This window comes from Pseudomonas viridiflava (assembly GCF_001642795.1).
Classification (GTDB): domain Bacteria; phylum Pseudomonadota; class Gammaproteobacteria; order Pseudomonadales; family Pseudomonadaceae; genus Aquipseudomonas; species Aquipseudomonas viridiflava.
In genome coordinates, this window is record NZ_LKEH01000018.1 from 124041 (window position 1) to 146306 (window position 22266).

General features: G+C 59.9%; 24 protein-coding genes. 17 read left to right on the forward strand and 7 right to left on the reverse strand.

Annotated elements, in window-relative coordinates:
• The 7 genes from cobU to AO065_RS04365 all read left to right on the forward strand — a co-directional run bounded on the left by cobU (position 1) and on the right by AO065_RS04365 (position 4918).
• Complete coding sequence (gene cobU, locus AO065_RS04335; protein WP_004884146.1) at positions 1–522, forward strand: bifunctional adenosylcobinamide kinase/adenosylcobinamide-phosphate guanylyltransferase; 522 nt, start codon at positions 1–3, stop codon at positions 520–522.
• Positions 519–1571 carry a nicotinate-nucleotide--dimethylbenzimidazole phosphoribosyltransferase gene (gene cobT / locus AO065_RS04340; RefSeq protein ID WP_004884145.1) on the forward strand — a complete coding sequence of 351 codons (1053 nt, stop codon included), beginning with the start codon at positions 519–521 and terminating at the stop codon, positions 1569–1571. The genes cobU and cobT overlap by 4 nt, the downstream gene beginning before the upstream one ends.
• Positions 1568–2140 (forward strand): alpha-ribazole phosphatase family protein, encoded by a 573-nt coding sequence (cobC, locus tag AO065_RS04345; protein ID WP_004884144.1) that lies wholly within the window; start codon positions 1568–1570, stop codon positions 2138–2140. Before cobT ends, cobC begins: the two co-directional genes overlap by 4 nt.
• A 1-nt stretch (position 2141) precedes the next feature.
• Positions 2142–2873 carry an adenosylcobinamide-GDP ribazoletransferase gene (locus AO065_RS04350; protein WP_004884143.1) on the forward strand — a complete coding sequence of 244 codons (732 nt, stop codon included), beginning with the start codon at positions 2142–2144 and terminating at the stop codon, positions 2871–2873.
• A gap of 104 nt (positions 2874–2977) precedes the next feature.
• The gene (locus tag AO065_RS04355) at positions 2978–4186 is read left to right on the forward strand and encodes an MFS transporter (protein ID WP_004884142.1); all 1209 of its coding nucleotides are present in this window, start codon (positions 2978–2980) and stop codon (positions 4184–4186) included.
• Entirely contained in the window at positions 4183–4305 is a 123-nt protein-coding gene (locus AO065_RS27580) for a hypothetical protein (protein WP_004884141.1), read from the forward strand. Before AO065_RS04355 ends, AO065_RS27580 begins: the two co-directional genes overlap by 4 nt.
• 61 nt (positions 4306–4366) lie before the next feature.
• Entirely contained in the window at positions 4367–4918 is a 552-nt protein-coding gene (locus tag AO065_RS04365) for a glutathione peroxidase (RefSeq protein WP_004884140.1), read from the forward strand.
• 237 nt (positions 4919–5155) lie between these two features.
• On the opposite strand, the gene AO065_RS04370 is transcribed toward AO065_RS04365, so the two are convergent.
• The 4 genes from AO065_RS04370 to AO065_RS04390 form a co-directional block, all read right to left on the reverse strand.
• On the reverse strand, positions 5156–6430 hold the full coding sequence (locus tag AO065_RS04370; RefSeq protein WP_004884139.1) for an OmpP1/FadL family transporter: 1275 nt from the start codon (positions 6428–6430) through the stop codon (positions 5156–5158).
• 159 nt (positions 6431–6589) lie between these two features.
• On the reverse strand, positions 6590–7069 hold the full coding sequence (locus tag AO065_RS04375) for a hypothetical protein (protein WP_004884138.1): 480 nt from the start codon (positions 7067–7069) through the stop codon (positions 6590–6592).
• Between the two features lie 277 nt (positions 7070–7346).
• Positions 7347–7571 carry a hypothetical protein gene (locus AO065_RS04380; protein ID WP_004884137.1) on the reverse strand — a complete coding sequence of 75 codons (225 nt, stop codon included), beginning with the start codon at positions 7569–7571 and terminating at the stop codon, positions 7347–7349.
• A 481-nt stretch (positions 7572–8052) separates the two neighbouring features.
• Positions 8053–8358, reverse strand: coding sequence for a hypothetical protein (locus AO065_RS04390; protein ID WP_004884135.1), 306 nt, complete (start codon positions 8356–8358; stop codon positions 8053–8055).
• 783 nt (positions 8359–9141) lie between these two features.
• Between AO065_RS04390 and AO065_RS04395 the strand changes: the two genes are divergently transcribed.
• Positions 9142–10506 carry a DNA recombination protein RmuC gene (locus AO065_RS04395; protein WP_163009228.1) on the forward strand — a complete coding sequence of 455 codons (1365 nt, stop codon included), beginning with the start codon at positions 9142–9144 and terminating at the stop codon, positions 10504–10506.
• A gap of 175 nt (positions 10507–10681) precedes the next feature.
• Positions 10682–10804, forward strand: a complete 123-nt coding sequence (locus AO065_RS27585; protein WP_004884133.1) for a PA1414 family protein — start codon at positions 10682–10684, stop codon at positions 10802–10804.
• 83 nt (positions 10805–10887) lie between these two features.
• Here the strand turns inward: AO065_RS27585 and AO065_RS04400 are convergent, their stop codons facing one another.
• Positions 10888–11208 (reverse strand): acyl carrier protein, encoded by a 321-nt coding sequence (locus tag AO065_RS04400; protein ID WP_004884132.1) that lies wholly within the window; start codon positions 11206–11208, stop codon positions 10888–10890.
• A gap of 207 nt (positions 11209–11415) precedes the next feature.
• Here AO065_RS04400 and AO065_RS04405 point away from each other — a divergent pair, with 207 nt between their 5' ends.
• Together AO065_RS04405 and AO065_RS04410 are read left to right on the forward strand one after the other, a co-directional pair.
• Positions 11416–12018, forward strand: coding sequence for a tRNA-uridine aminocarboxypropyltransferase (locus tag AO065_RS04405; protein ID WP_004884131.1), 603 nt, complete (start codon positions 11416–11418; stop codon positions 12016–12018).
• A 114-nt stretch (positions 12019–12132) separates the two neighbouring features.
• A complete protein-coding gene (locus AO065_RS04410; protein WP_004884130.1) occupies positions 12133–13092 on the forward strand; it encodes a DMT family transporter in 960 nt (319 codons plus the stop codon).
• Between the two features lie 6 nt (positions 13093–13098).
• On the opposite strand, the gene AO065_RS04415 is transcribed toward AO065_RS04410, so the two are convergent.
• Complete coding sequence (locus tag AO065_RS04415) at positions 13099–13713, reverse strand: NAD(P)H-dependent oxidoreductase (RefSeq protein ID WP_004884129.1); 615 nt, start codon at positions 13711–13713, stop codon at positions 13099–13101.
• Complete coding sequence (locus AO065_RS04420; RefSeq protein WP_004884128.1) at positions 13706–15100, reverse strand: class II fumarate hydratase; 1395 nt, start codon at positions 15098–15100, stop codon at positions 13706–13708. Before AO065_RS04420 ends, AO065_RS04415 begins: the two co-directional genes overlap by 8 nt.
• Positions 15101–15269: 169 nt before the next feature.
• Here AO065_RS04420 and AO065_RS04425 point away from each other — a divergent pair, with 169 nt between their 5' ends.
• The 6 genes from AO065_RS04425 to AO065_RS04450 all read left to right on the forward strand — a co-directional run bounded on the left by AO065_RS04425 (position 15270) and on the right by AO065_RS04450 (position 22265).
• Positions 15270–15797: a DUF2059 domain-containing protein gene (locus AO065_RS04425; protein ID WP_004884127.1), complete on the forward strand. Its 528-nt coding sequence runs from the start codon at positions 15270–15272 to the stop codon at positions 15795–15797.
• 12 nt (positions 15798–15809) lie between these two features.
• Positions 15810–16103, forward strand: a complete 294-nt coding sequence (locus AO065_RS04430; protein WP_004884126.1) for a BolA family protein — start codon at positions 15810–15812, stop codon at positions 16101–16103.
• Positions 16104–16274: 171 nt separating this feature from the next.
• Positions 16275–17225 carry an oxygen-dependent tRNA uridine(34) hydroxylase TrhO gene (trhO, locus tag AO065_RS04435; protein WP_004884125.1) on the forward strand — a complete coding sequence of 317 codons (951 nt, stop codon included), beginning with the start codon at positions 16275–16277 and terminating at the stop codon, positions 17223–17225.
• A 3-nt stretch (positions 17226–17228) separates the two neighbouring features.
• Complete coding sequence (locus tag AO065_RS04440) at positions 17229–17861, forward strand: DsbA family protein (protein ID WP_004884124.1); 633 nt, start codon at positions 17229–17231, stop codon at positions 17859–17861.
• 34 nt (positions 17862–17895) lie between these two features.
• Positions 17896–19680 (forward strand): ABC transporter ATP-binding protein, encoded by a 1785-nt coding sequence (locus AO065_RS04445; protein WP_162234360.1) that lies wholly within the window; start codon positions 17896–17898, stop codon positions 19678–19680.
• Positions 19681–19802: 122 nt separating this feature from the next.
• Positions 19803–22265, forward strand: a complete 2463-nt coding sequence (locus AO065_RS04450; RefSeq protein ID WP_004884121.1) for an EAL domain-containing protein — start codon at positions 19803–19805, stop codon at positions 22263–22265.
• The last annotated feature ends 1 nt before the right edge of the window (position 22266 follow it).

The following is a 22266-nucleotide window of genomic DNA, read 5'->3' on the forward strand; positions in this document are numbered from 1 at the left end:
ATGCTGCAACTGATCCTGGGTGGCGCGCGCTCCGGCAAGAGCCGACTGGCCGAAAAACTGGCGGCCGAGTGCGGTCTGAACGTGACCTACATCGCCACCAGCCAGCCACTGGACGGCGAGATGAACCAGCGCGTCGCCAGCCATCGTGCTCGTCGTCCTGAGCGGTGGGGACTGGTGGAAGAACCGGTCGAACTGGCACGCGTGCTGCGAGAAAACGCCGCGCCCGATCATTGTCTGCTGGTCGATTGCCTGACCCTGTGGCTGACCAATCTGCTGATGCTCGACAGCCCCGAACGTCTGGCGCAGGAGCGTGATGCGTTGCTCGACTGCGTGGCGGCGCTTCCAGGCGAAATCATTTTCGTGAGTAACGAAACCGGGCTTGGCGTAGTGCCGCTCGGCGAGCTGACCCGTCGCTATGTCGACGAAGCCGGCCTTCTGCATCAAGCCCTTGCCGAACGTTGCCAGCGCGTAGTGCTGACCGTGGCGGGCTTGCCCCTGACTTTGAAAGGAACTGCGCTATGAGTAACTCCTGGTGGCTCGAACCCGCACAGGCCATCAACGCGCCGATGCGTGAAGCGGCGCTGGCCCGTCAGCAACAACTGACCAAACCGGCCGGCTCGCTGGCGCAACTGGAGCGTCTGGCGGTGCAACTTGCCGGTCTGCAGGGGCGTGAGCGTCCGGCAGCCGATCAGGTGTGGATCGCGATTTTTGCCGGTGATCATGGCGTGGTCGCTGAGGGGGTTTCGGCCTATCCGCAAGCTGTCACTGGCCAGATGCTGCACAACTTCGTCAACGGCGGCGCGGCCATCAGTGTGTTGGCACAGCAGCTTTCGGCGCAGATGGACGTGGTGGATCTGGGCACGGTTCTGCCGGTGGACCTGCCGGGTGTGCGGCATTTGCGCCTCGGCGCAGGCACCGCCAACTTCGCCCAGGGGCCGGCCATGACGGCTGACCAGGGGCTGGCAGCCTTGCAGGCCGGACGTGACAGTGTGCTGCGCGCCAAGGCATCAGGGACCGAGTTGTTCATCGGTGGCGAAATGGGCATCGGTAATACCACCGCTGCCAGTGCGGTTGCCTGCTCCATGCTGGAGTGCGCGGCGCAACTGCTGGTCGGCCCTGGCACCGGGCTGAACGCCGAAGGCATCGAACACAAGACTCGGGTCATCGAGCGTGCCTTGAAGCTGCATGCTGAACACGCAGGTGATCCGCTGCACAGCCTGTTCAGCCTCGGCGGTTTCGAGATTGCCGCGTTGACCGGTGCTTATCTGGCCTGCGCGCAGGAAGGCATCGTCGCGCTGGTGGACGGTTTCATCTGCAGCGTGGCGGCGCTGGTGGCCGTGCGCCTGAACCCGTCATGCCGCAACTGGCTGGTGTTCGGCCATCGTGGCGCTGAAACGGGTCATCGTCATGTGCTGGAGATTCTTCAGGCCGAACCATTGCTCGATCTCGGCCTGCGACTGGGCGAGGGCAGTGGTGCCGCACTGGCCGTCCCGCTGGTGCGCATGGCCTGTGCGCTGCACAACGGCATGTCGACCTTTGCCGAAGCCAGCGTATCGGATCGCCCGGCATGACCCTGCGTCTGGATTTGCTGCGTCACGGTGAGACCGAGCAGGGCGGCGGCCTGCGGGGCAACATTGACGATGCGCTGACTGATCTGGGTTGGCAGCAGATGCGCTCGGCCGTCACTGAAGCCGGGCCTTGGGATCGGATTGTCAGTTCGCCTCTGCAGCGTTGCGCGCGTTTTTCCGAAGAGCTGGCTGCGCGACTGTCCCTGCCCATGGAGCTCGAATCTGGACTGCAGGAGCTGCATTTCGGTGACTGGGAAGGACACAGCCCTGCGCAACTGATGGAGACGGATGCCGAAGGCCTGGGGCTGTTCTGGAACGATCCATATGCCTTCACGCCGCCCAATGGCGAGCGCGTGATCGACTTTTCAGCGCGGGTTCTGGGTGCGGTGCAGCGTCTGCATGACAGGTACGCCGGTGAGCGGGTGCTGCTGGTCAGTCATGGTGGTGTGATGCGTCTGTTGCTGGCCCAGGCGCGTGGCCTGCTGCGTGAGCAACTGCTGCAGGTGGTCGTTGGGCATGGCGCGCTGTTATCGATCAATGTTGCCGCTGAAGGCGTTCTCACGGAGTCCTGACATGCTGCCCTTCTGGATCGCCCTGCAATTTCTCGGCAGCTTTCCGATCCGCCTGCCCGGCATGCCGAAGCCCGAGGAAACCGGACGCTCGCTGTTGTTCTATCCTCTGGTAGGCGTGCTGTTCGGCATCGTATTGATGAGCCTGAATGCATTGCTGGCCGGTGCGCCCTTGATGCTGCACGCTGCCTTGCTGCTCTGCGCCTGGGTGCTGCTGAGTGGGGGACTGCATCTGGATGGACTGGCAGACAGCGCCGATGCCTGGCTGGGCGGTTTCGGTGATCGCGAGCGAACCCTGACCATCATGAAAGACCCGCGCAGCGGGCCGATTGCCGTGGTCACGCTGGTGCTGGTGCTGCTGCTCAAATTCACCGCCATCCTGGCGTTGATTGAAAGTCATCACAGCATCGCGCTGCTGCTGGCACCGCTGATTGGACGCAGCGCCATGCTGGGGCTGTTTCTGAGCACGCCCTATGTGCGTGCCGGTGGTCTGGGGCAGGCGCTGGCGGACCATTTGCCACGTGGCGCGGCGCGTCGAGTGCTGCTGGTCAGTGGTGTGGCCTGCGTGTTGTTCGCAGGTTGGTCGGGACTGGCTGCTGTGGTGGCTTCGATGGCCTGCTTTCTGTGGTTGCGTCAGGTAATGACTCGTCGTCTGGGTGGCACCACCGGGGACACCGCGGGCGCGTTGCTTGAACTGCTCGAGGTGGCGGTACTGCTGGCGATGGTGCTGTTCTGAGCATTCGCTGATATCCGATTGACAGGCTCTTGCACCGAGGCGTAATTTCGCCGTTATTGATTTACGGGCATATCCACGCATTTCCGGTCAGGGAGCTTTAAACAATGACATCAGTCTGGCGTACCAGCGGCTGGATACTGCTCGGGAGTGCGCTGATCCTCGCGCTTTCCCTTGGAACGCGGCACGGTTTCGGTCTGTTTCTCGCGCCCATGAGCGCAGACTTCGGATGGGGGCGTGAGGTCTTTGCGTTCTCCATCGCCCTGCAGAACCTGATGTGGGGGCTGGCGCAGCCTTTTGCCGGAGCGTTGGCAGATCGGTTTGGCGCGGCCCGGGTCGTGTTTGTCGGCGGCGTGCTGTATGCCGTGGGCCTGCTGTGCATGAGCATGGCGGATTCACCCCTGAGCCTGTCCCTGAGTGCGGGCCTGCTGATCGGCATCGGTCTTTCCGGCACCTCGTTTTCCGTGATCCTCGGCGTCGTCGGGCGGGCCTTGCCGGCCGAGAAACGCAGCATGGGCATGGGGATCGCCAGTGCTGCCGGTTCGTTCGGCCAGTTTGCCATGCTGCCCGGTACGCTGGGGCTGATCGGTTGGCTGGGCTGGTCTGGCGCCTTGGTGGTGCTGGGCGTGATGGTGGCGCTGATCCTGCCGCTGGTAGGCATGCTCAAGGATAAACCGACGGAATCCGTGGGTGTTCAGCAAACACTGGGTGAAGCATTGCGTGAGGCCTGCTCGCACTCCGGTTTCTGGCTGCTGGCGCTGGGCTTTTTCGTCTGTGGCTTTCAGGTGGTGTTCATCGGCGTGCATCTGCCTGCCTATCTGGTGGATCAGCATTTGCCCGCCAAGGTCGGCACCACGGTGCTGGCGCTGATTGGCCTGTTCAATATCTTCGGCACCTATACGGCGGGCTGGCTGGGTGGACGCATGTCCAAGCCGCGTCTGCTGACGGCGCTGTACCTGCTGCGCGCTGTTGTGATCGTCTTGTTCCTGTGGATTCCGCTCAGCCAGACCACCGCTTACCTGTTCGGTGTCGCGATGGGGCTGTTGTGGCTGTCCACCGTGCCGCTGACCAACGGTACGGTCGCGACCCTGTTCGGGGTGCGCAATCTGTCGATGCTCGGTGGTATCGTCTTTCTGTTCCACCAGTTGGGTGCGTTTCTCGGCGGCTGGCTGGGTGGGCTGGTGTATGACCGTACCGGGAGTTACGACTTGATCTGGCAAGTGTCGATCCTGCTCAGTCTGTTGGCGGCCGCCCTCAACTGGCCGGTGCGTGAGCGTCCTGTGGCACGGTTGCAGGCGCAGGCGGGTGTCGCGTGAGCCGACACTGGCCTTTGCTGACGGCGCTTGCCGCTGGCGGCGCCGTGCTGGCGCTGGTCTGGTGGGGCTGGCAGCAGGTCGGGCTGGCTGCCTTGCAACTGGGCATGGGCGCTTGCTAGGCAGAAGGCGTCTGTTGGGGTAGCGTGTCGGCAGACAGCCACCAACTCCAGGGACGCCTTGATGAACACTCGCTTTATATCGATTCCCTTCCTGCTGCTGGCCATGAGCGGCACTGCCATGGCCGCCGACTGCCCGGCCCTGTTGCAAGGCGAGCTGCCCAAGCTGCGTTCCAAGGAAAACATCGACCTGTGCCAGCGCTATGCAGGCAAGCCGATGGTGGTCGTCAATACCGCCAGCTTCTGCGGCTTCGCCCCGCAGTTCAAAGGCCTTGAAGAGCTGAGTCAGCGCTACAAGGGGCAGGGCCTTGAAGTGCTGGGTGTGCCGTCCAAAGATTTCAAACAGGAAGCCAAGGACGGCGAAGAGACCGCCAAGGTCTGCTACGTCAATTACGGCGTGACCTTCACCATGACCGAGCCGCAGGCCGTGCGAGGCGACGACGCCACCCACCTGTTCAAGGTGCTGGCCGAACAGAGCAGCGCTCCGCGCTGGAACTTCTACAAGTACGTGGTGGATCGCAAAGGCAACGTGGTCGCCAACTTCTCCAGCATGACCAAGCCGGATGATCCTGACCTGATTGCGGCCATCGAGAAGGCGATTGCGTCGAAGCCTTGAGGCAGGCGGCGTGAGGTGACGCTTTGCGTTGCATTTGAAAGCGGACGCGGAGCGTCCTGAGCGGCGTTACCACGCGGGAGCTTAGGAACGATCATCACAAGTCTGCCTCGACACTAATCGTGCCCATCGCTCTGAAGTGGGCATGCATACCGTGACGCTGAGCATTTACCGAGCGCAAAAAAAGCCCGCACTCCCTGAGGATGTGCGGGCTTTTTTCAGCCGGTTTTCAGTTGTCCATCAGAAGCGATATGTGACCGAAGTACCAACGCCGTGCGCGGTGTTGCGGAAGTCCGCGCTGTACGAGCCTTTGGTGGCGCTGCTGTTGCGGATCTTGGCTTCATCTTCACGCAGGTACGAGTACGCCACGTCGATAGTCAGGTCGTCGGTTGGGCTCCAGCCGGCACCGAAGCTGACGATCTTGCGGTCGCCGGTCGGGATGCGTGGGGAGCGATTGACGTTGTTGGTCGGTGCCTGGTCCACGGAGAAGCCGGTGCGCAGTGTCCACTCCTTGTTGACCTTGTACGAAGCGCCGATGGCGTGAGCCCAAGTGTCGTGCCAGTCCTGCTCTTCGGAGATGGTGCCGATCGGGCCTGCCGAGCCGCCCAGTTGCGGAGGAACGCCGTCGTTGTTGACGGTGATGTCGGTCAGACGGCTCCAGCGGGTCCAGGTGCTGCCTGCGTAGACAGTCCAGTTTTCATCGATCTGCTGGGTGATGGAGAAGTCCACCGACTCCGGCGTGGAGATGTCCAGCGAGGCGTCGTATTTCTGGCCGCCGAACGGACCGAAGCCGGAGCCTTCGATCTTGGTCTTGCCCTTGAGCTTGTAGTCGACCTTGGAGTGGTAGGTCAGGCCCAGGCGGGTGGTGTCAGTGGCCTGTACCAGCACGCCGACGTTGAAGCCCAGCGCGGTGTCGTCACCTTCGATTTTCACCTTGCCATCGTTACGGCCCGGCGTCGCAGCGTTGAGCGTGGAGGAGGTCAGCTCGCCATCGATGCGGTTGATGGTAGGACCGAAACCGATGGACACCTTGTCATTGAAGGCATAGCTGACGGTCGGCTGGAGGGTGACAACCTGTACGTGGCTCTTGTCGCCCCAGTAGCGGCCTGCGAAGCCACTTTCGTAGTCGGTCACCAGGCCGAACGGGGCATACATGCCCAGGCCGAATGCCCAGTGATCATCGATCGGCTTGACGTAGTAGCCCATGGGCACGCCCACGACAGGAACCATGTCGCCGTCGTTGCTGCCGCCAAAGGTCCCACGGCCGTTGTCGATGTTGGTCTTGGCGATCACGGCTGCCGCGCCCAAGCTGATTTCTTCGCGCTTGAGGCGGGACATGCCGGCAGGGTTGCCGAAGACGGTGCTTGCATCATCGGCAGACGAGGAGCGACCGGCAAAACCGGTGCCCATGCCGCTGACGCTTTGTTCGTTGAGTGCGAAACCTGCAGCGAATAGCTGAGAGGAGGCCAGACCGATAGCCAGACCCAGTGTTGTCCTGTTCATTACTTTTGTCATTGTTTTCATTATTAGAACTCCTTGTGATCACCGGGCGGAAATTACCAACATTTTCGACGGCGCGCTATAGCCTGAAGAGCCCGAGTTAGAGCTATTCTTGTAGGACAATCCATCTATCTTGCAGCGAACACTGCCGATCTTCTAATTCCAGTGTTGGGCTCATGCCGGTAAATACAGCGGTGCGACACTGGCATTCCAGCACGCGACAAAATCCCTGAGTCGTCCATGCGGCTGAAAAACGGTTCTCCAGATTCTGGCCATGGCCAGTGGATCGTCTTCGGCTGGAAGAAGCGTATTCGCGGCTTCGATCATCATCAAGGCGATGGCCGTCGAGTAGCGCAGATTGACGGTCAATTCCAGATGCGGACCGCTGAGGAAGGCATGCTGGCTGGCAAGGCCTCTGACCCGGCTGGCAAGGTCGGGATCCAGCGCCAGGTAGTTGTCCCAGAGCTGCTTGTGTCTGAGCTCCGGTATGCGATAGAGGCCATGCCCGCGGCGGCTGTCCAGGGCGGCACCGAACGCTGATTGACTGGCGGCAATGCCCAGCAGTAAGGATTCGGCGCGATAGCTTCGGCGATCCAGATACGTCAGGGTCGGGCGGATGACGTGACGGCATAATTCTATGGCTGCAATACCCATAATACTGTCGGCGCTCGGATGTGAGACTGCTTGCCCCTCTGATGCCTGGCGAAGCGGGTGTTGCGGGGGCTTCCGGAGGCGGCTTCAGGTCGCCCGAGTTGAAGTGTAGTGTCAGATTTACGGTGTAACGGATTGTTTTTAAATTGTTTGCAGCTTTGCCGATAAGCGGCTAGATCCGTTGGCGATTAGTCGAATTCAACCCGACACAAAAAGCTGGCAATAAAAAACCCCGCCAGGTGAGGGCGGGGTTTCGGGCTTGCGGTGCTGCGTTCGTTTATCAGGCAATGAGTGCCTGACGGGTACGCTCGATCACGGCCTGCAGCGGTTCGGCGCTGGCGTATTGATCGGGGTACAGGCGCTCGCTGTGGCGGGCGATGCCGTGCTCGTTGACGATGGTGAAGCTGAAGCAGCCTTTGCGGGCCGCCATGATCAGGCAATTCATTGGCGCGAATGCGTTGGTCAACGTATGAATGGCATGTTGGGTCTGGTTATGGTGAGTCATGTTAGGTGTTTCCTGAATCAACACGGAACAATACCGTGCATAAATAAAGATTCCAGTAAACGCGGGCCGGCAGTAATTGGTAAAGCCTGGCTGGGCGGAGAACCTGACTGGAACAAGACAGTCAATTGAAGCGCGCTTTATCGTATGGCGCTCTGGCTGGCTGGTAGGTACTTAGGAGGGCAGGCAACACAACAGGAGCAAAGGTTCGACGCTCCGGTGAAGATCCTGATCAATTGCAGGCTGGTTGAAGCAGAACATGATAGCCGTAACTGCATTGCCGCCAAGGTGTGGCTCACATATGCGAAAGGGTCATGCCTGGAAACCATCGAGGTGGTCGATCCCTTGTAGCCAGCATTCCCTTTCTTTGGAAAGAGCTAACACTGGGGGACTTGTCGACCGGAATTGATTTTCAGCTTGGTACTAACGGCGGCTATGCTAATCAAGCCTGAAGTGAATTGCAAGTGTGTATATAAATCAACAGCTACCAGTGGTCGGAGATTCGATAGATCAGTACCGTGGCGCAGGCCACCATCGAACAGCCCAGCGCATAGGCTGCCAGGGTCAGGGGCCTGGACGTTCGACGTTCGATGGCACGCATGATGTCGCCGACATTGTTGATGCGCCCCTTGCTCAGATCACTGCAGATGATCAGGGCTACTGCGATGCCCGATAGCAGGATGGTGTAGGCGAAGACGCCACCATCCGGCGGCGGCAGGACGATGCTGGCGCCGACTGCCGTGATGCAGACAGCCATCAACAGCACGAAGAACTTCACTCCTTCTTTCATCGTGTCCCTTCAATAATCGCAAGCATGAATCGTGATGCGGTTTTCTCGGCGCTCGTTTGGACCGCAGCGAACGCCTTTTGTCGCACGTTGGGATTCGCAGGCTCGTTCTGGCTCACGAGCGGCTGATTCGATGAGTGTGTAAAGAGTTCAGAATATGCCCTGCGAGCCGCGGCTTCATTGAGAAAAGGTCGCAATCAGGCGGCTTCTGCAAAGGATTTGAAACGCCCGTAAAATCGGTCGTTTCAGAGTTGTGCACATTAGCGTCACAAGCTGCCACATCACTGTCACATGCGTCGCTAAGGGTTTGATTTCTGATGGTGAATTATTAAGTCAATGAAAAACATCGTTTTTTTAAACTGGTGAAAAAATCGTCAGTTTGAGCGCAGGCCCCATTCTGCCTGCGTTTGAGAGAGTTAAAGGGGTGTTGTCCACTGAGTTATCCACAGCTTCTGTGGATTGTCCCGATCCGAAACGACACAGAATTGGGGGTGTCGTTGACATCAAAAGCGAGTAGAATCTCGTCCCCCGATTTGCCCCTGCGCTGCTTCTGGATGGCTGTCCGAGGCGCTGTCATGGCTGCACTTTTCGTTGTCATTGATGCACTCTCTATTTTTCTGAACGCTTTACGCATAATGCGGCTGGCACTCATTCGGCACGCACGGAGTCGTTATGGCATTTGACTTGAACAGCCTGTTGTTCGGCCTGGGCGCTGCAGCGTTGCCGTTGCTGGCGTGGGTCTGGCAGTTGCAGCGCCATCTGACACGTCGCGATGCCGAGACTGCCTTGCTGGACGAGCGCCTGAGCATGGCGCAAATGGCTCATGACGGTCTCAATGCGCAATTGGACGCCAGCCGTGACGAGATCAGCGACCTGAGCCAGGCCAACGCCGCCAAGCAGGCTGACCTTGCAGCCTTGCGCAGGGAGGTCGAGTTGTTGCGGCAGGAGTCCGATAACGCCCGTGATGTCGCGCAGGAGCTTAATCAGGAGCGCGCCATCAAGGAGGCCGAGTTGCGTCGCCTCGATGCGCAATGCGCGGCGCTCGGTGCCGAACTGCGTGAACAGCAGGACAGTCACCAGCAGCGGCTGAATGACCTTCAGGGTTCCCGCGACGAACTGCGTGCACAGTTCGCGGAACTGGCGGGCAAGATTTTCGATGAGCGCGAGCAGCGCTTCGCCGAAACCAGCCAGCAGCAGTTGGGGCAACTGCTGACGCCCTTGAAAGAGCGTATTCAGTCGTTCGAAAAGCGCGTCGAGGAAAGCTATCAGAATGAAGCCCGTGAGCGATTCTCGCTGGCCAAGGAGCTGGAGCGCCTGCAACAGCTCAATCTGCGTCTGAGCGATGAAGCCACCAACCTGACGCGCGCTCTCAAGGGGCAGAAGACTCAGGGCAACTGGGGTGAGCTGATCCTGGAGCGCGTGCTGGAACACGCAGGGCTCGAGAAGGGGCGCGAGTATCAGACCCAGGTCAGCCTCAAGGGGCCGGATGGCGAGCGCTTTCAGCCTGACGTGCTGATCATGCTGCCGGGTGACAAACAGGTGGTGGTGGATGCCAAGGTCAGTCTGACGGCGTATCAGCAGTACGTGTCGGCGGATGACGAGGTCATCGGGCAGGCCGCACTCAAGCAGCATGTCCTGTCGCTGCGCAATCACGTCAAAGGGCTTTCGGGCAAGGATTACAAGCGTCTTGAAGGGCTGCACAGTCTGGATTTCGTGCTGCTCTTCGTGCCGATCGAAGCGGCTTTTTCCGCCGCGCTGCAGGCCGAGCCGAATCTGTTTCAGGAAGCCTTCGACCGGAACATCGTGATCGTCAGCCCCACGACGCTGCTGGCCACGCTGCGGGTGATCGACAGCCTGTGGAAGCAGGAGCGCCAGAGCCAGAATGCCCGCGAGATCGCCGAGCGTGCCGGCTGGCTGTACGACAAGTTCGTGCTGTTCATTCAGGATCTGGACGAGGTGGGCAGTCGTCTTCAGCAACTGGACAAGGCCTATTCGGCCGCGCGTAACAAGCTGACGGAGGGGCGCGGCAATCTAGTCAGCCGCAGTGAGCAGTTGAAGCTGCTGGGCGCGCGTGCCAGTAAAAGCCTGCCGCCTGATCTGCTTGAGCGGGCCATGACCGACGAAGAGGGGTTGGTCCGTCTGCCTGAGTGAAAAATAGGGGTGTCCGTCCGTCGCAAAGACTAGAAGGAATTCCCCGCAGGTGTCACATTGCCCATATCGGGAAAATTGTTTTCCGTAACGCTCGGCGAACCGAACGGATGCTTCTATGATCTCTATTGAGTGATCAGCACAGGTTGGTTGCCGTGTTTTCCCTGAAGGGGGCTTTATGAACAGCAAACTGCAAGAATGGCTCCATGATGTGGGTGTTGCGCTGGGTCTGATCGAACGACCAAAGCTGCAGCCCATTCCGGTTCGCACCGACGACACACGTCGCCGCCCGCGCCGATAGGTTGTACAGGCACGTGCTGTCGCAAGGACAGCGCAAATACGCCATCGCATCGGGGCGCGCCCGCGTCCCGACATGAATCCACGCTACCGATCATTGTCGCTAAGGGGTCGACGACGCTTTCTCTTATGATTATCTCCCTCTGACGACGACTCCTGCTGCATCAACAGAATCAGGTCCACGACCATTGGCAATGACAGGTGCTCGGGCTTGTTGAGTGCGCGCTTGCGAATGAAGTCGGGAAACTCGAAATTGAATTCGCCTCCCAGTTGAGCGAACAGTTCGTCCACGTCCTCGTCATCCAGCCTCAGGTCCTTGAATGTGGCGTCGTCGCGAATTTCGGCCTTGTCCACGAGGATCACGCCCAACGCATCCAGCACCCTCTGTTTGATCGCCTCGCGACTCATGAGAACCCCTGTTATTGATCGTTATGATCCAAGCAGGGGGACTTCATGTCACCAGCCCTGTGCAATTAGGCTAGCTCAAATCCCAAGCGCAGCCGTTGATAGCCCGGCGCAATGGTGACGAGTTGTTTAAACTGCCACGTTGCGCGACAGACGGCATGCCGGTCCTGTCTTGCTGTCTGCCAGTGTGACCAGCGAGTTGTAAAAACGATGTCCCGAAGCCGATGCGAACGTTGCCTGCGTCCCGATGCTCACTGCCTCTGCGCCTTGATCCCACAACTGGACAGTCGAACCCGGGTGCTGATCCTGCAGCACCCGGACGAAGCGAAGCACGCGTTGAACACTGCACGCTTTGCCGTACTCGGGCTGAGCAATGCCCAGCTCAGGGTCGGCGAAGTGTTTGAAGACCTTGCAGAACTGCTCAATCCGGCCGGTTATCAGCCACTGTTGCTGTTTCCGGGTGACGCCGCGCAGCCGTTGACTGTCGGGCAGGCCGAAGCGCTGCCGACCCTGCTGGTGGTCCCTGACGGCACCTGGCGCAAGGCGCGGAAGTTGTTGCACCTCAATCCGCTGCTGGCTGCGCTGCCGCGTGTCACGCTCGGCAATGTACCGGCCTCACGTTACCGTTTGCGCAAGGCACCCGGACCGGATGCACTGTCAACGCTTGAGGCGATTGTTCATGCCCTGCAGACACTCGAAGCACCAGTTTCCTTCGAGGCGCTGCTCAAGCCGTTCGACGCCTTGATAGAAGGCCAGATTCAAGCCATGGGCAGCGAGACCTACCAGCGCAACCATGGCGAGCCCTCATTGTGAGCGCTAATCGTGAGCAAAACACTTTGCGCCGATAACGCTGCCCAGCTGTAACTGTTGCTTTGCGGATCAGCGCCTAGAATGAAGGCCTTGTCCTGCCTTGTTTCGGAATCTGTGATGCATATTTCTTCTGGCCGCTGGGTGTATGGCCTCTGTCTTGCCCTGTTGACCGCGCTGCTCTGGGGCATCCTGCCCGTCAAACTCAAACAGGTGTTGCAGGCGATGGACCCGGTGACCGTTACCTGGTTCCGGTTGCTGGTGTCCGGCTCTCTGCTGTTTGTCTGGCTGGCTTCGGTCAAGCGTCTGCCCAGCTTCAAGCTGCTGGGTCGCAAGGGCAAGGCACTGGTCGTGCTGGCGGTATTGGGGCTGGTGGGCAACTACATGTTGTATCTGGTCGGGCTGCGCATGCTCAGCCCCGGTACGACGCAGTTGCTGATTCAGATCGGACCGATCCTGTTGCTGATCAGCAGCATCTTTCTGTTCAAGGAACGTTTCAGTCTGGGGCAGGGCATCGGTCTGGCGATCCTGCTGATCGGTTTCGGGTTGTTCTTCAATCAGCGTCTCGTCGAGCTGCTCACCTCGCTGGGCGACTATACCCTGGGTGTGCTGATCGTGATCATGGCGTCAGTGGTCTGGACCTTCTACGGACTGAGCCAGAAGCAACTGCTTACGGTGTGGAACTCGCTGCAGGTCATGATGGTGATCTACCTGTTCTGTGCGTTGCTGATCACGCCATGGGCTCATCCCGCTCAGGCGTTGCAACTGAGCCCGCTGCAGGGCTGGCTGCTGCTGGCCTGCTGTTTGAATACGCTGGTGGCCTATGGCGCTTTTGCCGAAGCGCTGGCGCACTGGGAGGCCTCGCGGGTCAGTGCGACGCTTGCCCTGACGCCTTTGATCACACTGGCTTCGGTGGCGATTGCAGCCTGGCTGTGGCCGACCTATGTTCAGGCCGAAGAGATCAACGCGCTGGGTTACGGCGGCGCGCTGCTGGTGGTGCTGGGGTCGGCGCTCACCGCGCTCGGGCCATCTTTGATCGCGGGGTTGAAAGCGAGAAGGGCGAGGCTGGCCCAGGCCTGATCAGGTTCAGCGCTTGCCCAGTGCCACTGCCTGATGAAGCCATTGCTGCCGCTGCTCTTCGGTCGAGGTGCGCACCGGGGCGAATTCGGTGAGGCGTCTGGTCTTGATGCCACAGAATCCGAGGATGGTGCGAATCATCTGCCGGTGCGCCGGAGCGCCGTAGATCCAGCGGAAGTAGCGGGGCGGGGTGTCCATGGTCACCAGCAGCTCTGCCGTCCGGCCCTTGAGCAGTTCGTTGGAAGGGTGTCTGCGTCCATGCGCCTTGAAGGCGAAACCCGGCGTGAGCACCCTGTCGAAAAAACCGGTCAGCAGCGCAGGCAGGCCGCCCCACCAGACCGGATAGACGAACACCAGATGCTCGGCCCAGTGAATCTGTCGCTGGGCTTCGAGCAGGTCGTGTTCCAGTGTCTGGCTCTGTTCGTAGCCGCTGTGCAGTACCGGATCGAAATCCAGTTCTCCAAGTTTTAACACCCGGACCACATGCCCTTCGCTGCGAGCACCCTGTGTGTAGGCTTCGGCGAGGGCATGGCACAGGCTGATGGTCTTGGGCGTGCCATAGACCATCAGAATGCGTTTGCCGCTGCCTTCCAGCGGCGTGGCGCCACTTTTGGCGTCAGCCATTGCTGCCTGCCTCGAGCATTTTTTCAGGACGCACCCAGGCGTCGAACTCTTCATCCGTCAGGTAACCCAGCGCCAGTGCGGCTTCACGCAGGGTCAGCCCCTCGGTGTAGGCCTTTTTGGCGATCTGCGCGGCCTTGTCGTAGCCGATGTGCGGGTTCAAGGCGGTGACCAGCATCAGGCCGCGCTCCAGGTGCTCGGCCATCTTCTCGGCATCCGGCTCCATGCCGACAATGCAATGTTCGTTGAAATTACTGCAGCCGTCAGCCAGCAGGCGGATCGATTGCAGGATGTTGTGAATGATGACCGGCTTGTACACGTTCAGTTGCAAGTGGCCTTGGCTGGCGGCAAAACCCACCGTCACGTCGTTGCCCATCACCTGGCAGGCCAGCATCGATAGCGCTTCGCACTGAGTCGGGTTGACCTTGCCGGGCATGATCGAGCTGCCGGGTTCGTTGGCTGGCAATCTGACTTCAGCCAGACCTGCGCGTGGCCCTGAACCCAGCAGGCGCAGGTCATTGGCGATTTTCATCAAGGTGCCGGCCAGGGTCTTCAGGGCGCCCGAAAGGGAAGTGAGCGCTTCGTGACCCGCCAGTGCTGCAAATTTATTGGGTGCAGTGACAAATGGCAGGCCCGACAACGCAGCCAGTTCAGCGGCCACGGCTTCGGCAAAGCCTTTCGGCGAATTGAGACCCGTGCCGACAGCAGTGCCGCCCTGCGCCAGTTCGTAGACCGCTGGCAGCGCGGCGCGAATGGCCTTTTCCGAGTAATCCAGTTGCGCCACGAAGCCGGACAGCTCCTGGCCGAAAGTGATCGGTGTCGCGTCCATCATGTGGGTGCGGCCGGTCTTGACCAGCTTCATGTGCCGCGCGGATTGCTCGGCAAGACCTGCAGACAGCTCGGCAATGGCAGGCAGCAGTTTCTCTTTCACCGCCTGTGCCGCAGCGATGTGCATTGCCGTGGGGAAGCAGTCGTTGGAGCTTTGCGAGCGATTGACGTGGTCATTCGGGTGGACTGGCGACTTGCCGCCACGACCCTGGCCTGCCAGTTCGTTCGCGCGTCCGGCGATCACTTCGTTGACGTTCATGTTGCTCTGCGTGCCACTGCCGGTCTGCCAGACCACCAGCGGAAACTGGGCGTCGTGCTGGCCGTCCAGCACCTCGTCGGCGGCCTGTTCGATCAGGCGGGCGATGTCGGCAGGCAGGTCGCCGTTGCGGTTGTTCACGCGCGCGGCGGCCTTCTTGATCAGCGTGAGCGCATGCAATACCGGCAGCGGCATATGCTGATCGCCGATGGCGAAATTGATCAGTGAGCGTTGGGTCTGGGCTCCCCAATAAGCGTCTTCAGGGACTTCGATCGGGCCGATGCTGTCGGTTTCTGTGCGGCTCACTGTGCTTACTCCTTTAAGTGCATTGCAGCGTTAGGTGTCCATATGCGAACAGGGTTCCCGATCATTGCTTTTTAACCGCTCGGCGAACCGGGGGTTGAGCCAAAAGCCTGTATAAGCGCAGAATGGTCGGCCCTGAGGTATTGCCTCGCTTGCTAGATAAGGAAACTCGATGACCCGTCTTCGTGCCATTTGTACCGCGGTAGTTCTGGTCTGCGCCAGTGGCCAGGTCCTCGCCGATACCGCCAGTCACAACGCGAGCGCCGAAACGTTCCTGAAACTTGCCAATGCCGATCGCCTGGGCGCTCCGGTGTACGCACAAGTACAGCAGATGTTTGCCCAGCGCTTCGCCGAAACCAAGGCACCTGCCTCGAAAAAGGCGCTGCTGGAAACCTATCAGGCAAAAGCCAACACCGCGCTGGACCAGGCCATTGGCTGGAACAAGCTGAAGCCTGAAATGGTCAAGCTCTACACCGCCAACTTCACTGAAAGCGAGCTCAAGGACCTGGTTGCGTTCTACCAGTCCCCACTGGGCAAGAAAGTGATGACCAAAATGCCTGAGCTGGCTCAGCAATCGGCTCAGTTGACCCAGGGCAAGCTGGAAAGCGCCGTGCCGGTCGTCAACAAGCTGCTCGCCGACATGACCGCCGAACTGGAACCTGCCAAGGCAGCTGCTCCAGCGCCAGCCAAGAAGCCTTAAGCGAATCCCGTCATGACCATGCAAACACGTATCGAGTCGGCGCTGGCGCTGCTGCAGCCGCATCATCTGCAAGTGCTCGACGAGAGCCATATGCACAGTCGTGGTGAGCAGACGCACTACAAGGCCATTCTGGTCAGTGACCAGTTCGAAGGTCTGAACTCGGTCAAGCGCCACCAGAAGGTGTACGCCACCCTGGGTGCTCTGATGGGCGAGTTTCATGCCCTGGCCTTGCACACCTACACGCCTGAAGAATGGGCGAAGACTGGCGCAGCCCCGGCATCGCCGACCTGCGCCGGCGGTCACTGAGCACTCAGAGACCCGTGCCGTTGGGTCGTTGATTCAAATCAACGACCCGATATGCCTGTCTACCTACGGTTTTTGCTAGAATCCGCACCGCGCCGCAAGGCCGGTGCGTTTTTTTTCGTTCAGATTTTTGTCCGGTAGGCCCTTTGCGAGGGTCGCCACCTGGAGTGATACATGACTCAACAGTCGATCAGTCAGCCGATCGTCGTGGCTGCGCTATACAAATTCGTCACCCTCAGCGATTACGTCGCGTTCCGCGAGCCGCTGTTGCAGGCCATGGTCGACAACGGCATCAAGGGCACGTTGTTGATCGCCGATGAAGGCATCAACGGCACCGTGTCCGGCACCCGCGAGGGCATTGACGGCCTGATGGCCTGGTTGCGCAGCGACCCGCGTCTGGTCGACATCGATCACAAGGAATCGTACTGCGAAGAGCAGCCGTTCTATCGCACCAAAGTCAAGCTCAAGAAAGAGATCGTGACCCTGGGCGTTGAAGGCGTCGATCCCAACAAGGCCGTGGGCACCTACGTCGAGCCCAGTGACTGGAACGACCTGATCGCCGACCCTGAAGTGCTGCTGATCGATACGCGGAACGATTACGAAGTGTCCATCGGCACGTTCGAAGGCGCAATCGACCCCAAAACCACTTCTTTCCGCGAGTTTCCTGACTACATCAAGGCGCACTTCGACCCGGCGGTGCACAAGAAAGTCGCGATGTTCTGCACCGGTGGGATTCGTTGCGAAAAGGCCTCCAGCTACATGCTGGGAGAGGGCTTCGAAGAGGTCTATCACCTCAAGGGCGGCATCCTGAAGTACCTGGAAGAAGTGCCGCAGGAAGAAAGCCAGTGGCGTGGCGACTGTTTTGTCTTCGACAACCGGGTCACCGTGCGCCACGACCTGACTGAAGGTGACTACGACCAGTGCCATGCCTGTCGTACCCCGATCAGTGCCGAAGACCGTGCGAGCGAGCACTACTCGCCAGGTGTAAGCTGTCCGCATTGCTGGGACTCGCTGAGCGAGAAAACCCGTCGCAGCGCCATCGATCGGCAAAAGCAGATCGAACTGGCCAAGGCGCGTAACCAGCCCCACCCGATCGGTCGTAACTACCGTCTGCCCGAGGCCTGAGCCATGTCCGCCCGCCTGATTTATGTCATGGACCCCATGTGTTCGTGGTGCTGGGGCTTTGCTCCAGTCGCCGATGCGCTGGTGCAGCAGGCTCGGGCGGCGGATGTACCGCTGCATCTGGTCATGGGCGGGCTGCGTTCCGAGGCTTCGCCACTGGAAGCCTCCAAACGACGCTACATTCTTGAACATTGGCAGGCGGTCGAGGAGGCCACCGGTCAGCCATTCCTGCGTGAAGGTGCGTTGCCGGAAGGCTTTGTCTACGACACCACGCCGGCCTGCCTCGCGGTCACGGCGGCGCGGTCCCTGGAGCCGGAACGCGCCTGGGAACTGGTCAAGCTGATTCAACAGGCGTTTTATGGCCAGGGTCGTGATGTAACGCGCCCTTCAGTGCTGGCCGAGCTTGCCGAACAGGCCGGCTTTTCCCGCCAGCAGTTTGCCGACGCGTTCGACAGCGCCGAACAGCAGGCGGCCACGGCGGCCGACTTTACGTGGTCGCAGGATCTGGGCATCGCGGGTTTCCCGACCTTGCTGGCCGAGCGCAATGGCCAGCTGGCCCTGCTGACCAATGGCTATCAACCTTTGAGCGAACTGTCGCCGTTGCTCGGCCGATGGCTGGAGCGTGCGGCCAGTGCTTGATGATTCCAAAGGTAATTCGCTGAAACCCGAAGGCGTGCGACATGATGCGTTGAGTTGGGCCGAGATTCGCCGGCTTGCCCTGCGCCACAAGAAGGCCCTGTGGATCGCCAATGGCGTTGCGATACTGGCAACCCTGTGCAGCGTGCCGATCCCGTTACTGTTGCCCTTGCTGGTGGATGAAGTGTTGCTGGGGCGTGGCGACGCGGCGCTCAAGGTCATGGACCATCTGTTGCCCGACAGTCTGCAGAAGGCAGTTGGCTACATCGGTCTGATGCTGTTGCTGACGCTGGTCCTGCGCGCTGGGGCCTTGCTGTTCAACGTGCTGCAGGCAAGGCTGTTCGCCCGACTGGCCAAAGACATCGTCTACCGCATTCGGCTGCGTCTCATCGAGCGGCTCAAACGCATTTCCCTGCGCGAATACGAAAGCCTGGGCAGCGGCATGGTCACCACGCATCTGGTCACCGATCTCGACACGCTGGACAAGTTCGTTGGCGAGACCCTGAGTCGTCTTCTGGTGGCAACCCTGACGCTGGCGGGCACGGCGGGCATCCTGATGTGGATGCACTGGAAGCTGGCGCTGCTGATCATGCTGTTCAACCCGCTGGTGATCTTTGTCACGGTAAAGCTGGGCAAGCGGGTCAAACACCTGAAGAAGCTGGAAAACGACAGCACCTCGCGTTTCACCCAGGCCCTGACCGAAACCCTGGACGCCATTCAGGAAGTGCGAGCAGGTAATCGTCAGGGCTTTTTCCTCGGTCGGCTGGGCCTGAAAGCTCAGGAAGTACGCGATTACGCCATCAACTCGCAATGGAAAAGCGATGCTTCCGGACGCGCCAGTGGGCTGCTGTTCCAGTTTGGTATCGATATCTTCCGTGCCGCCGCCATGCTCACGGTGTTGTTCTCCGACCTGTCCATTGGCCAGATGCTCGCGGTGTTCAGTTACCTGTGGTTCATGATGACGCCTGTCGAGCAGTTGCTGAACCTGCAATATGCCTATTACGCGGCGGGCGGGGCGCTGACACGTATCAACGAACTGCTTGCCCGCGGTGATGAGCCGCAATACGTGGGCAGCGTCGATCCGTTCGAAGGTAAGGAGACCGTCGGTATCGAGGTGCGTGGCGTCAGCTTCGGTTATGGCGAGGATCTGGTGCTGGAACAACTGAACCTGACCATTGCGCCGGGCGAGAAAGTGGCAATCGTGGGGGCCAGTGGCGGTGGCAAAAGCACACTGGTGCAGCTGTTGCTCGGCCTCTACACCGCGCAGACCGGCTCGATCCGCTTCGGCGGCGCCACTCAGCAGGAGATCGGCCTGGAGCGGGTGCGCGAGAACGTGGCGGTTGTTCTGCAGCACCCGGCGCTGTTCAACGATACCGTCCGGGCCAACCTGACCATGGGCCGCGACTGCAGCGACGAGGCCTGCTGGCGGGCGCTGGAAGTCGCGCAGCTGGAACCTGCCATCCGTGAACTCCCCGATGGCCTGGACAGCATCGTGGGGCGGTCCGGGGTGCGGCTTTCCGGCGGCCAGCGGCAGCGTATGGCCATTGCCCGCATGGTGTTGTCCGACCCCAAGGTGGTCATCCTCGATGAAGCCACCTCGGCGCTGGATGCCGCGACCGAATACAACCTGCATCTTGCCCTTGCGCGTTTTCTGCGCAGCCGCACCACACTGATCATCGCGCATCGTCTTTCGGCCGTGAAGCAGGCCGACCGCGTTCTGGTTTTCGACGGCGGACGCATCGCCGAAGACGGAGACCATCAACAATTGATCGCCGATGGTGGCCTTTACGCCAAACTGTACGGTCACCTGCAACAAATCTGAGTCATTACGTCCCGTATTTACGCGAACGTTGTGTCAAATTCGATAAAATCACCTGCCATCATATGCGGTTTTAGCCTAGGCTCTGGTCTGAACGATCTTCAGGCATGTGGTGACGCGAACCCATGAAGCAGACATGGACCTTTCCCAAGCCTCGCCTGACAGCCATTGTCTGGCCCTTCATTGCGGTAGCTTTGTTTCAAGCGCTGTTGGGGTGTGTCAGCCTTTATACGATGTCTGCGGTGCGCAGCTATGTGGTAGGCGAGAGCCTCTGGTCCAAGGGCCAGAAGGACGCCATTCATTACCTCGGCCTTTACGCCAACTGGCACGAGGAAAGTGACTATCTGAAGTACCAGGAAGCCTTTGCGATTCCGCAAGGCGGACATGCCCTGCGCGAAGCGTTGAACAGGCCCGTTCCTTCACTTTCCGACGCCAGGGCCGGGATTCTCCAAGGCGGCAATCACCCGGACGATGCGGCCGGCATCATCTGGATGTACCTCAATTTCCGCGACTTCAGCTTCATGAAAACCGCCATCGAGCATTGGACGGTGGGCGACAGCTATCTGATGCAGCTCGATACGCTGGCCGGCGAGATTCACGACCGAGTCCGCGCAGGCAACGTCACGCCTGCCGAGGTCGAGCAATGGCGCACCCGTATCAAGGCCATCAACGAGGGCGTGGCACCGGCTGCCAAGGCCTTCAGTGATGCGCTGGGCGAAGGCTCGCGCTTCATCCTCAAGCTGTTGGTGGGAATCAACCTGGTGACGGCGTTTGTCCTGATCCTGCTGGCGTTCTGGCGCGTGCGCAAACTCATCGCCCAGCGCCGTCTGTTTGCCGATGCCTGGCAGCTGGAGCGCGAGCGGGCACAAATCACCCTGGAATCGATTGGCGACGGCGTGATCACCACCGACGTCAAGGGCGCTATTGTCTACATGAACCCGGCGGCCGAAGGCTTGACCCACTGGAAAAACGCGCAGGCCAACGGTTTGCCGCTGGCGGCGTTGTTCAATCTGCTGGATGAAAACGATCAGCGTGACAGCTCGACACTGATCGATCACATCCTTGGCGGCAAGCTCAAGGGCGGCAGCGCCAACAGCAAGCTCATTCAACGGCTCGATGGCAGTACGGTATCGGTGGCGCTGGTCGGCTCGCCGATCTACACCGATGGCGTGGTCAGTGGCGCCGTACTGGTCCTGCACGACATGACGCAGGAGCGCCAGTACATCGCCAACCTGTCGTGGCAGGCGGCCCATGACGCGCTGACCGGGCTGGTCAACCGCAGTGAATTCGAATACCGCCTGCAGCAGGTCCTCAACGTCGTCCAGTCGGAGCCCGGCAGCCATTGCCTGATGTTCCTGGACCTCGATCAGTTCAAGCTGGTCAACGACACCAGCGGGCATGCGGCGGGTGACGAGTTGCTGCGTCATATCTGCAAGGCGCTGCCGCAGGGCCTACGCGACGGCGACACCCTGGCGCGGCTGGGCGGAGACGAGTTCGGCGTACTGCTGGCTGACTGCTCCGCGAACAGGGCCCACGAGATTGCTGAAAATTTACGCCAGATCGTGCAGAACCTGCATTTCATGTGGAAGGGCCGCCCGTTCGTGACCACCGTCAGCATTGGCCTGGTGCACCTGGGTGACGCCCCCACGACACTGGAAGCTTCACTCTGTGCCGCCGACATGGCGTGCTACATGGCCAAGGAGAAGGGGCGCAACCGCGTTCAGGTGTACCGCTCCGATGACACTGCGCTGTCGATAAGGTCCGGTGAGATGGCCTGGATCCAGAGATTGCACATTGCGATGGACGAGGATCGCTTCTGTCTGTTTGCGCAGGAGATCGCATCGATCAGACAACCTGGCGATGGCGTCAGGCATATCGAGATTCTGTTGCGCCTGCGTGATGAATCGGGGCGGATGGTTGCGCCCGACAGCTTCATACCCGCTGCTGAGCGCTACGGATTGATGACTACACTTGACCGGTGGGTGGTCCATAACGTTTTTCAGGTCATAGCCAGGTGCCAGAACGAGCAACGGCATCAGGCGCCGCAGGCCATGTGTGCGATCAATCTGTCCGGATCGAGTATTGGTGACGATGCATTTCTCGACTATTTGAAATCGCAATTCAGAATGTTTGGTGTTGCACCCGAAATGATCTGTTTTGAAATCACCGAAACCAGCGCCATTGCCGATCTTGAAAGCGCCATTCGCTTCATCAATGAGCTGAAGTCTCTCGGTTGCCTGTTTTCACTGGATGATTTCTGTTCAGGCATGTCGTCTTTTGCCTACCTCAAACACCTGCCGGTCGACTTTCTGAAAATCGACGGAAGTTTCGTCAAGGACATGCTCGATAACCCGATCAATCGAGCCATGGTCGAAGTCATCAATAATATCGGTCATGTCATGGGCAAGCGCACGATTGCAGAGTTTGTGGAAACACCGCAGATCGAAGCCGCACTTGAGGAAATAGGCGTGGATTTTGCTCAGGGATATCTGATCGGGCGTCCTGAGTTGTTGACCTGTGAAAGTCTTTATATCCATCCCGTGAGACCCGACCCTGTAATGTTCCACTCACCGGGAACGTTCAGTTAAA

Excerpts from the sequence above, each read along its gene's own strand:
- AO065_RS04390 (WP_004884135.1), bottom strand. The coding sequence starts at position 8,358 with ATGAAAGAAGGAGTGAAGTTCTTCGTGCTGTTGATGGCTGTCTGCATC.
- AO065_RS04355 (WP_004884142.1), top strand. The coding sequence starts at position 2,978 with ATGACATCAGTCTGGCGTACCAGCGGCTGGATACTGCTCGGGAGTGCG.
- AO065_RS27585 (WP_004884133.1), top strand. The coding sequence starts at position 10,682 with ATGAACAGCAAACTGCAAGAATGGCTCCATGATGTGGGTGTTGCGCTG.
- AO065_RS04430 (WP_004884126.1), top strand. The coding sequence starts at position 15,810 with ATGACCATGCAAACACGTATCGAGTCGGCGCTGGCGCTGCTGCAGCCG.
- cobC (WP_004884144.1), top strand. The coding sequence starts at position 1,568 with ATGACCCTGCGTCTGGATTTGCTGCGTCACGGTGAGACCGAGCAGGGC.
- AO065_RS04415 (WP_004884129.1), bottom strand. The coding sequence starts at position 13,713 with ATGGCTGACGCCAAAAGTGGCGCCACGCCGCTGGAAGGCAGCGGCAAA.
- trhO (WP_004884125.1), top strand. The coding sequence starts at position 16,275 with ATGACTCAACAGTCGATCAGTCAGCCGATCGTCGTGGCTGCGCTATAC.
- AO065_RS04365 (WP_004884140.1), top strand. The coding sequence starts at position 4,367 with ATGAACACTCGCTTTATATCGATTCCCTTCCTGCTGCTGGCCATGAGC.
- AO065_RS04405 (WP_004884131.1), top strand. The coding sequence starts at position 11,416 with ATGTCCCGAAGCCGATGCGAACGTTGCCTGCGTCCCGATGCTCACTGC.
- AO065_RS04400 (WP_004884132.1), bottom strand. The coding sequence starts at position 11,208 with ATGAGTCGCGAGGCGATCAAACAGAGGGTGCTGGATGCGTTGGGCGTG.
- cobU (WP_004884146.1), top strand. The coding sequence starts at position 1 with ATGCTGCAACTGATCCTGGGTGGCGCGCGCTCCGGCAAGAGCCGACTG.
- AO065_RS04350 (WP_004884143.1), top strand. The coding sequence starts at position 2,142 with ATGCTGCCCTTCTGGATCGCCCTGCAATTTCTCGGCAGCTTTCCGATC.
- AO065_RS04375 (WP_004884138.1), bottom strand. The coding sequence starts at position 7,069 with ATGGGTATTGCAGCCATAGAATTATGCCGTCACGTCATCCGCCCGACC.
- AO065_RS04440 (WP_004884124.1), top strand. The coding sequence starts at position 17,229 with ATGTCCGCCCGCCTGATTTATGTCATGGACCCCATGTGTTCGTGGTGC.
- AO065_RS04370 (WP_004884139.1), bottom strand. The coding sequence starts at position 6,430 with ATGACAAAAGTAATGAACAGGACAACACTGGGTCTGGCTATCGGTCTG.
- AO065_RS04380 (WP_004884137.1), bottom strand. The coding sequence starts at position 7,571 with ATGACTCACCATAACCAGACCCAACATGCCATTCATACGTTGACCAAC.
- AO065_RS04410 (WP_004884130.1), top strand. The coding sequence starts at position 12,133 with ATGCATATTTCTTCTGGCCGCTGGGTGTATGGCCTCTGTCTTGCCCTG.
- AO065_RS04425 (WP_004884127.1), top strand. The coding sequence starts at position 15,270 with ATGACCCGTCTTCGTGCCATTTGTACCGCGGTAGTTCTGGTCTGCGCC.
- AO065_RS04450 (WP_004884121.1), top strand. The coding sequence starts at position 19,803 with ATGAAGCAGACATGGACCTTTCCCAAGCCTCGCCTGACAGCCATTGTC.
- cobT (WP_004884145.1), top strand. The coding sequence starts at position 519 with ATGAGTAACTCCTGGTGGCTCGAACCCGCACAGGCCATCAACGCGCCG.